Annotated in this window: 8 protein-coding genes; 3 read left to right on the forward strand and 5 right to left on the reverse strand. The window is 69.9% G+C overall.

The genetic code is table 11. The annotated features are described in order from the left end of the window. Positions 1–68 precede the first annotated feature (68 nt). On the forward strand, positions 69–2,048 hold the full coding sequence (locus tag ACZ6QO_RS08125) for an alpha-L-fucosidase (protein WP_465848810.1): 1,980 nt from the start codon (positions 69–71) through the stop codon (positions 2,046–2,048). A 251-nt stretch (positions 2,049–2,299) separates the two neighbouring features. Here ACZ6QO_RS08125 and ACZ6QO_RS08130 read toward each other — a convergent pair whose 3' ends face one another. From ACZ6QO_RS08130 to ACZ6QO_RS08140, 3 genes are all read right to left on the reverse strand, one after another. Next, complete coding sequence (locus tag ACZ6QO_RS08130) at positions 2,300–5,146, reverse strand: glycosyl hydrolase family 95 catalytic domain-containing protein (RefSeq protein ID WP_465848812.1); 2,847 nt, start codon at positions 5,144–5,146, stop codon at positions 2,300–2,302. 190 nt (positions 5,147–5,336) lie between these two features. Beyond that, positions 5,337–7,766, reverse strand: a complete 2,430-nt coding sequence (locus tag ACZ6QO_RS08135; protein ID WP_465848814.1) for a PQQ-dependent sugar dehydrogenase — start codon at positions 7,764–7,766, stop codon at positions 5,337–5,339. A 704-nt stretch (positions 7,767–8,470) separates the two neighbouring features. Further along, positions 8,471–8,593, reverse strand: a complete 123-nt coding sequence (locus ACZ6QO_RS08140; RefSeq protein WP_465848816.1) for a hypothetical protein — start codon at positions 8,591–8,593, stop codon at positions 8,471–8,473. Between the two features lie 173 nt (positions 8,594–8,766). On the opposite strand from ACZ6QO_RS08140, the gene ACZ6QO_RS08145 reads away from it, so the two are divergent. Both ACZ6QO_RS08145 and ACZ6QO_RS08150 read left to right on the forward strand, forming a co-directional pair. Beyond that, complete coding sequence (locus ACZ6QO_RS08145; RefSeq protein ID WP_465848817.1) at positions 8,767–10,059, forward strand: L-fuconate dehydratase; 1,293 nt, start codon at positions 8,767–8,769, stop codon at positions 10,057–10,059. A gap of 1 nt (position 10,060) precedes the next feature. Next, positions 10,061–10,768 carry a FadR/GntR family transcriptional regulator gene (locus ACZ6QO_RS08150; protein ID WP_465848819.1) on the forward strand — a complete coding sequence of 236 codons (708 nt, stop codon included), beginning with the start codon at positions 10,061–10,063 and terminating at the stop codon, positions 10,766–10,768. A 42-nt stretch (positions 10,769–10,810) separates the two neighbouring features. Here the strand turns inward: ACZ6QO_RS08150 and ACZ6QO_RS08155 are convergent, their stop codons facing one another. Together ACZ6QO_RS08155 and ACZ6QO_RS08160 are read right to left on the reverse strand one after the other, a co-directional pair. Next, on the reverse strand, positions 10,811–11,857 hold the full coding sequence (locus ACZ6QO_RS08155) for an ABC transporter permease (protein WP_465848821.1): 1,047 nt from the start codon (positions 11,855–11,857) through the stop codon (positions 10,811–10,813). After that, positions 11,850–13,418, reverse strand: a complete 1,569-nt coding sequence (locus tag ACZ6QO_RS08160) for a sugar ABC transporter ATP-binding protein (protein ID WP_465848823.1) — start codon at positions 13,416–13,418, stop codon at positions 11,850–11,852. Before ACZ6QO_RS08160 ends, ACZ6QO_RS08155 begins: the two co-directional genes overlap by 8 nt. Positions 13,419–13,421: the final 3 nt, after the last annotated feature.

A 13,421-nucleotide genomic window follows, 5' to 3' on the forward strand; every position in this document is an offset into this window, starting at 1 on the left:
GTCTCAATAGTCGAGCTCTCTTCATGTGAGCCGGGAGAGGGCTCTCCTCGTCCCCGAAAGGCGCTCCCATGTCTTCGTCCTCCTACCGGTTCGGCCGCCGCGCTCTCCTGTCCGGAGCGGGGGGTGTGGCGGCCGCCGGTCTGCTCGGGGTCCGCACCGCGTGGGCCACCGACGGCCCCCAGAGCTACACCGCGAGCTGGTCGTCGGTCGACCAGCACCCGCCGGCGCACGAGTGGTTCCAGGACGCGAAGTTCGGCATCTACTACCACTGGGGCGTCTTCAGCGTCCCGGCGTTCGCCAACGAGTGGTACCCGCGCAACATGTACAACAACGGATCCAGCGAGAACAACCACCACCGCAGCGTCTACGGCGACCCGGCCTCCTGGCCGTACCACAACTTCATCAACGGCGCCCGGGACCGGGCCGGCAACTGGGTGCAGTTCGCCCCCAAGCTGAAGTCCGCGGGCGGCAACTTCGACCCCGGCGAGTGGGCGCAGCTGTTCGCGGACGCCGGCGCCCGGTTCGCCGGCCCGGTGGCCGAGCACCACGACGGCTACTCCATGTGGAACAGCCAGGTGAACGAGTGGAACTCGGTCGCCACCGGCCCCAGGCTCGACCTGCTGCGGCTGCACGCCGACGCCATCCGCGCCAAGGGCCTCAAGCTGCTGACCGCCCTGCACCACGCCTACAACTTCACCGGCTTCTACCAGTGGGCGCCCGGGCAGTCCACCACCAGCCTGCGCAAACTGTACGGCCAGCTCGACACCGGCACCGAGTACCAGCTCTGGTACGACAAGCTCAGAGAGGTCATCGACGGCTACCAGCCCGACGTCATCTGGCAGGACTTCAACCTCAGCCGCATCCCGGAGAACCAGCGGCTGAACTTCCTGTCGTACTACTACAACCGCGCGGTCGGCTGGAACAAGGACGTCGTCGCCACCTACAAGGACGGCTTCAACACCCGCGGCGAGGTCGTCGACTACGAGCGCGGCGGGCCGGCCGGCATCCAGACGCCGTACTGGCTGACCGACGACAGCATCTCAAGCTCCAGCTGGTGCTACACCAACGGCATCGGCTACTACTCCCTCAACGCCATGCTGCACTCCCTCATCGACCGGGTCAGCAAGAACGGCAACATGCTGCTGAACATCGCGCCGATGGCCGACGGCACCATCCCCTCGGGGCAGCGGTCGATCCTGCTGGGCATCGGCGACTACCTGCGGCGCTTCGGCGAGTCCATCTACGCCACCCGGGCCTGGGCGACGTTCGGCGAGGGGCCGACGCAGATGGGCGGCGGCTCCTTCGTCACCCCGCGCGCCGGGACCAACCGCGACATCCGGTTCACCCGCAGCAAGGACAACCGGGTGCTGTACGCGACCGTGATGGGCTGGCCGGGCGGCACACTCGACATCACGACCCTGGGCGCCAACCGCATCAGTCTGAGCGGCCTGGTCTCGGTGCAGCTGCTGGGCTCCACGGCCGGCCAGTACACCGACCTGCCCGCCCGCACCCAGGACGGCACGGCCCTGCACATCACCATGCCTTCCACCAACGCCCCCTTCAGCGCCCCCGCCTACGTGGTCAAACTGACCTTCTCCGGCGCGATCCCCTCCCCCGGCACGGGTCCCACCCCGACCGGCTGGGTGAGGATCACCAACGTCGCCGACAACCTCGTCCTCGACAGCGGCGGCAACGTCGCCTCCGGTTCGGCGCTGAAGCAGTGGAGCTACGACGGCAGCACCAACCTGCAGTGGCAGCTCGTCGACCTCGGCAGCGGCTGGTACCGCATCATGAACCGCACCAACGGCATGGCCGCCGACAGCTGGGGCAACTCCGCCAACGGCGCTCTGTGCATGCAGGCGGCCTGGAACGGCGGCAACAACCAGCAGTGGCGGCTCAACGACACGGGCGGCGGCCGCTACCAGATCATCAACCGGGGCACCGGCACCGCGCTCGACAACGGCGGCGTCAGCACGTCCGGATCGAACGTGAAGCTGTGGACGCCGAACACGAACAACAACAACCTGTGGACGATCACCGCGGTGTGACCGTCAGCGCACGCCGCAGGGGTCCAGATCGAACGTGCAGCCGCGGACGCCGGACATCCACAAGCTGTGGACGACCACCGCGGTGTGGCCGTCAGCGCGCACGGCGGAGGTGCGCAGGAGAGCGTCCGTGCCCGGCGCCCGGCCTGCGGCGGCGCTGAACGGCTCCGAACGGCATCGGCGCCCCCCGCGACCGACGATCGGTCGCGGGGGGCGCCGGAGTGCGATAGGGCTTCGTCACGGGCCGCCGGTGGTCAGACGTTCGTGATCGTCCACAGGTTGTTCCCGTTGGTGTTCGGCGTCCACATGCACACGGTGGAGCCGGCAGTGCGGTTGCCCATGCCGTCGAGGGCCGTGCCGGTGCCCCGGTTGATGATCTGGTAGCGGCCGTTCCCTGTGTCGTTGAGCCGCCACTGCTGGTTGTTGCCGCCACCCCAGGCGGCCTGCCGGGCGTTGGCGCCGTTGGCGGAGTTGCCCCAGCTGTCGATGACCATGCCGTTGGTGCGGTTGACGATGCGGTACCAGCCGCTGCCCAGGTCGACGAGCTGCCACTGCAGGTTGGTGCTGCCGTCGTAGTTCCACTGCTTGACGTTGGACCCGGAGGCGACGTTGCCGCCGCTGTCCAGGACCAGCCCGGTGGCGACGTTGGCGACGCGGACGTAGGTCGTCGGAGCCGGTTCGTTCGGCTGGCCGGTCAGGCGGTAGGTGCGCCCGGCCTCGCCGGTGAGCCTGACGACGTCGGACTCCGGCTTGGTGACGGTCACGGCGCCGCCGGTCGAGGTGTCGACGACCTCGTAGGTTCCGGTGAAGATCCGGTTGCGCACGTTCACGGTGCCGGCGCGGTCGAACTTGACCAGGATCTCACTGGCCGTGCCGGAGCTCCACGTCGTGTCCACGGTGTAGCCGCCGCGGCCGCGCAGCCCCTGGACCTTTCCGCTCGGCCAGGCGGACGGCAGCGCGGGCAGTACGTGCAGCTCGCCGTTGTGGCTCTGCAGGAGCATCTCGGCGATGCCGGACGTGGCGCCGAAGTTGCCGTCGATCTGGAACGGCGGGTGCAGGTCGAACATGTTCGGCGCGAGCCGGGACGTCGACACCAGCAGGCGGATCAGGGTGTGCGCCCGGGCGCCCTCCTCCATCCGCGCCCAGTAGTTGATCTTCCAGGCGAGCGACCAGCCGGTGCCGTCGTCGCCGCGCAGCTCCAGGGTGCGCCGGGCGGCGTTGTACAGCGAGGGGGTGCCGCGCTTGGTGATCTGGTTGCTGGGGTGCAGGCCGTACAGGTGGGAGATGTGCCGGTGGTTCTGCTCGGTCTCCACCCAGTCGTACAGCCACTCCTGGATGTTGCCGCGCGAGCCGACCTTCATCGGAGGCAGCCGGTCGCGGGCCGCCAGCACCCGCGTGCGGAAATCGGAGTCCACCCCGAGCACCTGGCTCGCCTGCGCGCAGCCGTTGAACAGGTCCCGCAGGATCTGGTTGTCCATCGTCGGGCCGGCGCACACGCTCACGCCCGAGTGGTGCGGCAGCTCCGGGGAGTTCGACGGGTTGGTGACGAGGTACCCCAGGCTCGGCTCGTTCACCAGGGTGTCGAGGAAGAACTGCGCGGCGCCCTTCATCGCGGGGTAGTACGTCTGCAGGAACGCCAGGTCGCCGGTGAACTGGTAGTGCTCCCAGATCAGCGTCGACAGCCACGCGCCGCCGGTCTGCCACATGCCCCACAGCGCGCCGTCGACGACGGACGTGGCCCGCCAGGCGTCGGTGTTGTGGTGGGTGACCCAGCCGCCCGCGTTGTACTGCACCCGCGCCGTGCGGGCGCCGGTGACCGTGAGGTCGTTGATCATCTTGAACACCGGCTCGTAGCACTCCGACAGGTTCGTCGTGTTGGCGGGCCAGTAGTTCATCGGCAGGTTGGCGTTGATGGTGTACTTCGAGTCCCACGACGGGGTCAGCGAGTCGTTCCAGATGCCCTGCAGGTTCGCCGGCTGGGTCCCGGGTCGCGAGGAGGAGATCAGCAGGTACCGGCCGAACTGGAACAGCAGCGCCGAGAACTGCGGGTCGTTGGTGCTGTTGTGCTGCGCGATGCGCACGTCGGTCGGCTGGTCGGCCGCCGACGTACGGCCGAGGTCGAGCGTCGTGCGCCCGAACAACTGCTGGTAGTCGGCCACGTGCCGCGAGCGCAGGTCGTCATAGGTCCTGGCGACGGCGGCGTTGAGGTGGTTGCGGGCGATGCCCTGGTAGTCGCCGCCGACGTTCTGGTAGTTGACGTAGCTGGAGCCGATGGAGATCAGCAGCGTCACACTGTTGGCGTTGCGCACCTGGAGCGTGCCGCCGGAACTGCTGACGGTGCCGCCGTCGGCGACGGCCTTGGCCAGCGCCAGGAACCGGACCGAGCCGGTCTTGCCCTCGAAGTTGCCCGAGATGCCGTCCAGGCCCACCGACGTGCCGTCGGGGCTGGTGCGGGTGACGCGCTGCGGGCTGTCGAACGTCGCCGAGAAGGTGATCGATCCGGCCCGGTCGGCGGTCAGGCGGATGGCGATGACCTGGTCGGGCGCGCTGGCGAACGTCTCACGCCGGTAGTTGACGCCGTTCTGCGAGTACGTCGTCGCCGTGGTGGCCGTGGTCAGGTCCAGCAGCCGGTTGTACCCCGAGACTCCGCTGGAGCCGCCGCTGAAGGTGAGCCGCAGGTTGCCCACGGTCTGGTAGGCGAGCTGGCCCGCCGGGCTGCCCAGCATGTTCTGGTCGATCAGGCTCTGGGCCTGGCTCCACTGGTTCTGGAAGACCAGCTGCCGGATCTGCCCCAGCGCCCCGGCGCCGCGCGTGTTGCTCTGGTCGTACGGCCCGCCCGCCCAGACGGTGTCCTCGTTCAGCTGGAGCCGCTCGACGTCGACGTTGCCGAACACCATGGCGCCGAGGCGCCCGTTGCCGATCGGCAGCGCGCGCAGCCAGTCGGTCCCGGCGCTCTCGTCGTACCACAACGCCAGGTCGTTCGCCGCCAGCACCTGCGCGGGCGCCACCGACGCCGCCCGGGCGGCCGCCGTCCACTGCAGCGGCAACAGCGCGGCCCCGGCCCCTGCCACTCCGAACCTCAGCACTTGCCTTCGCGACATATCGGACATCTCAGGTCTCCATCCTGAAGGGGGTTACGGACAGGGCTGCGGCCCGGCGGACGACGCCGGGAGTCATGGGCACGGTCATCCGGGCATGGTGAGGGTGCCGATGCGCTCGCTTACGGTGCGGCGTCCCGGCGTCCCGGCGTCCCGGCGCGGCGGCGCGGGGCCGCCGCGCCGGGACATCACGTCACTTGGTGAGGGTGAAGCTGTCGAGGTCGAACAGGGAGGAGCCCCAGCCGGTCGAGCGGAAGACGAGATACAGCGTGGTCGGCGAGGCCGGCCCGCCGGACAGGGTCGCGGTGGCGTTCGCGAAGGTGTCCCGGCTGCCGGTGACCGGCACGGTCACCGTGCCGAGCAGCGTGCCGGTCGCCGACCCGGCCCGCACCTCGATCCGGCCCCCGCCGCGCGTGGCGGACACTCGTGCGGTGATGCCGGTGGCGCCCGACAGCGAGTACGTCGGGAAGGAGATCCAGTCGCCGTTGTCGATGTTGCCCACGGTCTTGCCGCCCTCGGCGCTGGTGCGCGAGGCCGTCTGGACGCCCTGCTGGGCGCCGAAGTGCTCGGCCTGCCGGTGCCGCGGCTGCAGGGTGCGGGTGCTGGTGGCGGTCAGGCCGCCGCGGTCGGTGTAGGACGCCACGAACACCCCGTACAGGTTGGCCGCGGCGTCGTGCTCGCCGTCGGCCGGCACCGTGATCGAGCCGCTGCAGCTTCCCGTCTTGCCGGTGATCTGGTGGCTGTGGCTGTCATGGCCGAGGAAGTAGGTGACCGTGACCTTCGAGCAGTCCAGCGCGCCGTCCTCGGCGTCGCTGCCGGTCACCTGGAAGGGGACCGTGTCGCCGAAGGAGAACAGCTGTCCGTCACCCGGCTGCGACAGCGTGATCGACGGTGCGGTGTTGCCGACGTTCACGATGACGCTCGCGCTGCCGGTCAGGCCCTGGGGGTCGCGGACGGTGAGCGTGGCGGTGTAGGTGCCGTTGGTGGTGTAGGTCTTGGTCGGGTTGGCGGCGGTGGAGGAGGTGCCGTCGCCGAAGTTCCACGAGTAGGTCAGCGTCCCGCCCTCGGGGTCGGAGCTGCCGGAGGAGGAGAAGTTCACCGTCAGCGGGCTCGCGCCGGAGGTCTTGTCCGCCGAGGCCTTGGCGATCGGGTTGCGGTTGGCGGCGCTGCCGATGTACTCGATGCGGAACAGCGCCTGGTTGTTGCTCCCGGTGCCGTAGTCCAGCACGTACAGGGCGCCGTCGGGCCCGAAGGCCATGTCCATCACCTGCGTGCCCGACCACGGGAACGCCGAGATCTCGCCGTAGCCGCCGTCGCTCTTGACCTCGATGGCCTTGATCCACCGCCGGCCGTACTCACCCGCGAAGTACCGCCCGTCGAGCGACTGCGGGAACTTGACGCTGGAGTTCAGCGCGGCGTCGTACCGGTAGACCGGGCCGCCCATCGGCGACTCCGAGCCGCTGCCGAACTCCGGCGGCGAGCCCGAGTCACCGCCGTACTTGATCCAGCTCGGCTTCGCCGGCGGCAGGGTCGCCAGGCCGGTGTTGCGGAAGGAGTTGTTGGCCGGGCCGTTCGCGCAGTCGTACTTCCCCAGGGAGGGGCCGCTCGGGAACGTCCACTCGTTGTAGCTCTCGGCGGTGGTGTTGGTCCCGGTGCAGTACGGCCAGCCGTAGTTGCCGGCGGCGGTGATCCGGTTGAACTCCACCTGCCCGGCCGGACCGCGGGTGGAGGAGGTCGTGCCCGCGTCCGGGCCGTAGTCCCCCAGGTAGACGATGCCGGTGGCCTTGTCCACGCTCATCCGGAACGGGTTGCGGAACCCCATGGCGTAGATCTCCGGCCGGGTGTTGGCCGTGCCGGGGGCGAACAGGTTGCCGCTCGGGATGGTGTAGGTGCCGTCGGCCTGCGGCTTGATGCGCAGCACCTTGCCGCGCAGGTCGTTGGTGTTGCCGGACGAGCGCTGCGCGTCGTACGACGGGTTGCGGTTGGTGCGCTCGTCCAGCGGCGAGTAGCTGTTGGACTCGAACGGGTTGGTGTCGTCCCCGGTGGTCAGGTACAGGTTCCCCTGCGCGTCGAAGTCGATGTCACCGCCCACGTGGCAGCACAGCCCCCGGTCGTTGGCGACCTCCAGCACGACCTTCTCGCTGCTCAGGTCCAGCGTGTCGTCCGACTTCAGCGTGAACCGGGACAGGTTCAGATGCCCCTTCCACTGGTCGAACTGCGACTGGGTGCCGGTGGCCGGCGCGTCGCCGCCGGGCGTGCTCAGCCGCGGCGAGTAGTACAGCCAGACGTAGCGGTTCGTCGCGAAGTTCGGATCGACCGCCACACCCTGCAGACCCTCCTCGTCATGGGTGTAGACGCTCAGCTTGCCGGCCACCTTGGTGTTGCCGGCCGCGTCGGTGATCCGCAGTGTGCCGTCGCGGGCCGTGTGCAGGACCGACCGGTTCGGCATGACGGCCAGCGCCATCGCCTCGCCGAGTTCCGAGCCGCCGGTCGCCAGGGCGATCTGCTGGTAGTCGGAAGCGGGGATGGCCGCCGCGTCGGCCGCGGGGGCGGCGAGCGCGATGCCCGCGGGGATGAGCAGCGCCAGCGTGGCCAGTGCGGAGAGCCACGGAGGTCGGGTCATAGAGACGTTCCTTCCTGACGTGAAAAGTTCAGTCAGGCAAGGCGCGCGCCGTCGCGCTGTTGCCGGATGAAGGTTGAGCGTCGACCGTGCCGATCTCCGCCTCAGACACCCGATGTTAAGCGCGCGTTTCCGACTGTCAAGGCCCTCCTAAGGTCACCTGGCATGGATACATCGGACCTTTATGTCGACCGGCCGTGGAGGTGCCCCGTACCAGGGGTTTCGACGCGGCATCGGCCCGGAACGGGCTCTTCGCGAAGGCGGAGAAGAAGGGCCGCAAGGCCTCTGAGCTGAAAGTTTCAACTCAAGACATGGGATGTGGGCCGGCGCAGAGAGCCTCTAAGGCTCGTGGTGCGATGCGCCACCTGCCACCGCCTGTCCCCGCTGCCATTCCACAAAGCTGGACAAGGCGAAGATTTGCCCCTAAAAACTCATCCCATGTCGGTGCGCGGTTTCGGAGCGTCCTCCCACAGGACGACCGTTGGGGCGCCGGCCCGATCGCGGGCGCGCTCGTGCCGCGCGGCCCGCCTCCGGCCGGACGCACACCGTCCATCCACCCCACATGCTCCCGTCCGCCCGTCCGGCGAACCCGCCACGGCGCCGTCGGCGCCGACTTCGGCTCCGTGGCAAGGGTGCCGCTCGTCCGGATACGGGCGGACGGGTCCCCGGCTCGCCGGGCGCCGGCCCGTTCAGGCCGCCCGCGCCCGCTAGACGCCTCCCCCCGCCAGGAACGCGCCGTCGAGGTCCGCCGTCGGCGACGGCAGATCGAGCGACCGGCCGCCGGACTCCATGACGCAGGGCCGCTCGTGGCCTCGCAAACCCACACGCATCAGCTTCACGGTCCGCCCTCTCCGCTCGCGCTCAGGCATGTGTCGTGGGGAGCTTGGCAGATTCATCGGGTTAATGTACAGCCAGTGTGACAAGATCTGCCGGTGCGCTTGACCGCACTCAGGGCGGACCTTACTGTTCACAGCATATTCATCGGGTCAATTGGAGTTCTCTTATGCCGACGATCACCTCGGTGAACGTGATCGACATCAGGTTCCCGACGTCCGCCACGCTCGACGGCTCCGATGCCATGAACCCGGACGGCGACTACTCGGCGGCGTACGTCGTGCTGGAGACCGACGACCCTGACCTGGCGGGGTACGGCCTGACGTTCACGATCGGCCGGGGCAACGACCTGTGCGTGGCCGCGGCCGAGCAGATCGGGAGACGACTGACCGGCTGCGACGTGGACCAGGTGGCGGCCGACCTCGGCGGCCTGTACCGCGACATCATGGCCGACAGCCAGATGCGCTGGCTCGGGCCCGAGAAGGGCGTCGTGCACCTGTCGGCCGCGGCCGTGCTGAACGCCGCCTGGGACCTGGCGGCGCGCCGGGCGGGCAAGCCGCTGTGGCGGCTCGTCGCGGACATGTCGCCCGAGGAACTGGTCGCCGCCTGCGACTTCCGCTATCTGTCCGACGTGCTCACCCCCGCCGAGGCCGTCGAGATGCTGGCCGCGCTCGCGCCCACGCGCGAGACGCGCGTCGCCGAACTCGCCGAACACGGGTACCCCGGCTACACCACCTCCCCCGGCTGGCTCGGCTACGACGACGACAAGCTCCGCCGCCTGTGCCGTGAGGCCGTCGCCGACGGCTGGACCCACGTCAAGCTCAAGGTCGGCGCGATGGTCGAGGACGACATCCGCCGGCTGTCGATCGCGCGTGAGGAACTGGGCGGCAACACGCTGATGATCGACGCCAACCAGGTGTGGGACGTGCCCCAGGCCATCGAGTGGGTGAACCGGCTCGCGCCGTACGAGCCGCTGTGGATCGAGGAGCCGACCAGCCCCGACGACGTTCTCGGCCACGCGGCCATCCGCAAGGCCGTCGCGCCGGTCGGGGTGGCCACCGGCGAGCACTGCCACAACCGGGTCATGTTCAAGCAGCTCCTGCAGGCGGGGGCGATCGACTACTGCCAGATCGACTCCTGCCGCCTGGCCTCGGTCAACGAGATCGTCCCCGTCCTGCTGATGGCGGCCAAGTTCGGCGTGCCGGTGTGCCCGCACGGCGGCGGCGTGGGCCTGTGCGAGCTGGTGCAGCACATGGCGATCGTCGACTACGTCTGCGTGAGCGGCAGCCTGGAAGGCCGCGTCCTTGAGTACGTGGACCATCTGCACGAGCACTTCACCGACCCTGTGCGCGTCCGGCGCGGCCGCTATCTGCTGCCCGAGGCGCCCGGTTACAGCGCCCGCATGCACCCCGGCTCCGTGGCCGCCTACCGCTACCCTGAGGGGCACCGATGGGGAGGCTGAGATGGGCGTCGTCGAGGGCGCGATCGACACGATCAAACAGATGATCATCGATGGGAGACTGCGCCCCGGACAGAGACTCCCCGTCGAGAAGGACCTCGCCAACCGGCTCGGCGTCGCCCGCAACACCCTGCGCGAGGCCGTCCGCGCGCTGATCGCCATGCGGGTCCTGCACGCGCGCCAGGGCGACGGCACCTACGTCACCAGCCTGTCTCCCGGCCTGCTGCTGGACGGGATGGGCTTCGCCGCCGACATCCACGTGGACGCCGTGGCCGGGCAGTTCCTGCACGTGCGCAGGATCCTGGAACCGGAGGCGACGGCGGCGGCGGCCACCCGCATCCCCGACGCCGACCTCGTCCGCCTCGGCGAACTGCTCGACGAGGCCGAGCGGCTCGTCGCCGCGAGCGAGATCGACCACGGCAAACTGGTCGCCCTCGACGAGGACTTCCACTCGCTGATCATCTCTCACTGCGGCAACCCAGTGCTCGCCGCCGTCATCCAGAACATGTCCGGCCGCACCGTACGCGCCAGGATCTGGCGCGGCATGTCCGACCCCGGGGCGGCCCGGCGCACGCTGCGCGAGCACTGGGCCGTCCATCGGGCCCTGCTGGCGCGCGACCCCGAGCGTGCCCGCCTGCACGCCGCCCTGCACGTCCTCGGCGTCGAAGAGAGCCTCACCGGCTCGCGCGCCCCGGGCGACGCCCCCGACTGACGTCGCCCGGACCGCGCGAGGCCGGCCGGCCCCCTCACCCCCTCATTCCTGGATCTTCCCGCCGGTGAGGCGGGAGATGGCGAGGGCGGTGAGGATGATCCCTCCGTTGAGCGCCTCGATCCACTGCGCCGGGACGCCGGCCAGGGTGAGGACGTTCTGGATCATGTAGAGCAGCAGGATGCCGGTGAAGGCGCCGAACACCGTGCCCTTGCCGCCGTTGAGACTGACACCGCCGATGACGGCCGCGGCGAACACCGTGAAGATCGCTCCGTTGCCCTGGCCCGCTGCGACGGAGGCGAGCCGGCCCGACAGCAGGAGCCCGCCGATCGCGGCCAGGACGCTCGCGGCGATCAGCGTGATCCACAGGACCCGGCCGGTGCGGATGCCGGCCGCCTTGGCGGCGTCGATGTTCCCGCCGATGGCGTACAGCGAGCGGCCGAACCGGGTGTACCCCAGGAGCACGATGCCTCCCGCGAACAGCAGCAGGCAGATCCAGATCGACGCGGGCACGCCGAGCCACATGGTCGAGCCGAAGTAGGTCATGGAGGGGGGAAGGTTGAAGAACGTCTGCCCGCCCGAGATGCCGGTGAGCAGTCCCCGCAGCACGATGAGCATGCCGAGGGTGACGATGAAGCCGTTCAGCCCGAAGCGGACGATGAACAGCGCGTTCACCACTCCGGCCAGCGCCCCGACGGCGAGGGTCACCGGGATGGCCCACCCTCCCGACAGCAGCCCGAGCCCGTGCCCGGCCCCCGCCGCGACCGTCATCCAGGCGGCCACGCCGGGCGCCAGCCCGAAGGTCGACTCCAGTGACAGGTCCATCCGTCCGCCGACCAGCACCAGCGTCTGCGCCAGGACCAGCAGCGAGATCTCCGACATGGTCTGCAGGATGTTGATCACGTTGTCGCCCTGCAGGAAGATCGGATTCACGATCTGCCCGACGATGGCGATCACGATGACCGCGGGGACCAACGCCAGGTCCCGCAGTCTGGCCAGGCGAAGTCCGGCACGGCGACTTCGCGCGCCTTCCGGCGGCGGCGAGTCCGCCGGGCGTCCCGCCGTGGCTTGGGCGGCGGTGGTCTCAGGCATCGAGGTCGACTCCTTCCATGGCGGCCACCATCTCGTGGTCGTGCCAGCCGGCGGGCAGCTCCGCGACCACGCGGCCGTGGAACATCACGAGCACCCGGTCGCATAACCGCAGGTCGTCCAGCTCGTCGGAGGCGATCACCACGCCGGTTCCCTTCCCAGCGATCTCCTCGACCTTGCCGAGCAGGAACTCCTTCGACCGGACGTCGACCCCCGCGGTCGGTGTGATCAGCACGAGCAGGCGGGGGTCGTTGGCCAGAGCGCGCGCCATGACCACCTTCTGCTGGTTGCCGCCGGACAGTCCCGAGACGGGCAGTTCAGGGCCGGGTGTCTTGATCGCGAGATTGTCGATCATCTCGCGGGCCAGCTCGTCCTTGCGCCGGCCGCTGACGAAGCCCGCCGCGCCGAGCCGTTCGGGAACGGTCATGGTCGCGTTGTCGGCGATGGACATCAGCGGCACCAGGCCCTGGTGATGGCGGTCCCGGGGCACGAACCCCACCCCCGCCGCCAGCGAGGACGGCACGCTCCCGGGGCGCGGACGGCCGCCGGCCACCTGCACGGTTCCCTCTCGCGGAGCCCGCAGGCCCACGATCGTCTCGGCGAGCTCGGTCTTCCCGCTGCCGCCGAGGCCGGCCAGTCCGACGATCTCTCCCGAGCGAACCTGGAGATCCACCTCCTGGTAGACGCCTTCGTCGGTCAGGCCCCGGGCGTCGAGGACGACCGAGGCGTCCGCCCGGACCTGCGGGCGGACGGCGTGCTCGCGGAGCCCCGCCGCCTCGCCGGTCATCGCTGCCACCAGCTCCGCCTGCGGCAGCTCCTCCACCGGCGCGGTGAGGATGTGCCGGGCGTCCCTGAACACCGTGACCGTGTCGCAGATCTCGTAGACCTCCTGCAGGTGGTGACTGATGAACAGGAAGGTGACTCCCTGCTCGCGCATCGCCCGCATCCGCTGGAAGAGCCGGGCGATCGCCGCGCCGTCGAGCTGGGCGGTGGGCTCGTCCAGGATGATGAACCGCGCGCCGAACGACAGCGCCCGCGCGATCTCCACGAACTGCCGCTGCTCCACGCCGAGCTCGCCGGCCGGGCGGCGGACGTCGACGTCCACCGACCACATCTCCAGCAGCTCGGCCGCCTTCCTCCACAGGCCCTTCCAGCCGACCAGCCCGAACCTGTTGCGCTCGTGCCGGTTCAGGTACAGGTTCTCCGCCACGGTCAGCTCGGGGATGATCGTGGACTTCTGGTACACGCAGGCGACCCGCTCACGCCAGGCGTCCCGGTCGGACAGCCGCGGTGCGGGAGTCCCGGCGAAGTCGATCTCGCCGTCGTCCGGCGCCTGCAGCCCGGTGAGCACGGACACCAGGGTCGACTTGCCCGCGCCGTTGCGGCCCACGAGGGCGTGGGTCTCACCCGGGTTGATCGTGATGTGCGCGCGGTCAAGCGCGACCGTCTCGCCGTACCTCTTGGTTATGCGCCGCGCCTCCGCGATGGCGGGCCGGCCCGTGCGGACCGGCTCGCCCTCGCGGGCGGGTGAAGGGCTCGCGGGCCCTCCCGCGAACTCGCCCATGAC

This window comes from Sphaerisporangium sp. NPDC049457 (assembly GCF_055586705.1).

Coding starts and splice junctions, on each gene's coding strand:
- ACZ6QO_RS08150 (WP_465848819.1), top strand. CDS start 10,061: ATGGGCGTCGTCGAGGGCGCGATCGACACGATCAAACAGATGATCATC.
- ACZ6QO_RS08140 (WP_465848816.1), bottom strand. CDS start 8,593: ATGCGTGTGGGTTTGCGAGGCCACGAGCGGCCCTGCGTCATGGAGTCC.
- ACZ6QO_RS08125 (WP_465848810.1), top strand. CDS start 69: ATGTCTTCGTCCTCCTACCGGTTCGGCCGCCGCGCTCTCCTGTCCGGA.
- ACZ6QO_RS08130 (WP_465848812.1), bottom strand. CDS start 5,146: ATGTCGCGAAGGCAAGTGCTGAGGTTCGGAGTGGCAGGGGCCGGGGCC.
- ACZ6QO_RS08135 (WP_465848814.1), bottom strand. CDS start 7,766: ATGACCCGACCTCCGTGGCTCTCCGCACTGGCCACGCTGGCGCTGCTC.
- ACZ6QO_RS08160 (WP_465848823.1), bottom strand. CDS start 13,418: ATGGGCGAGTTCGCGGGAGGGCCCGCGAGCCCTTCACCCGCCCGCGAG.
- ACZ6QO_RS08155 (WP_465848821.1), bottom strand. CDS start 11,857: ATGCCTGAGACCACCGCCGCCCAAGCCACGGCGGGACGCCCGGCGGAC.
- ACZ6QO_RS08145 (WP_465848817.1), top strand. CDS start 8,767: ATGCCGACGATCACCTCGGTGAACGTGATCGACATCAGGTTCCCGACG.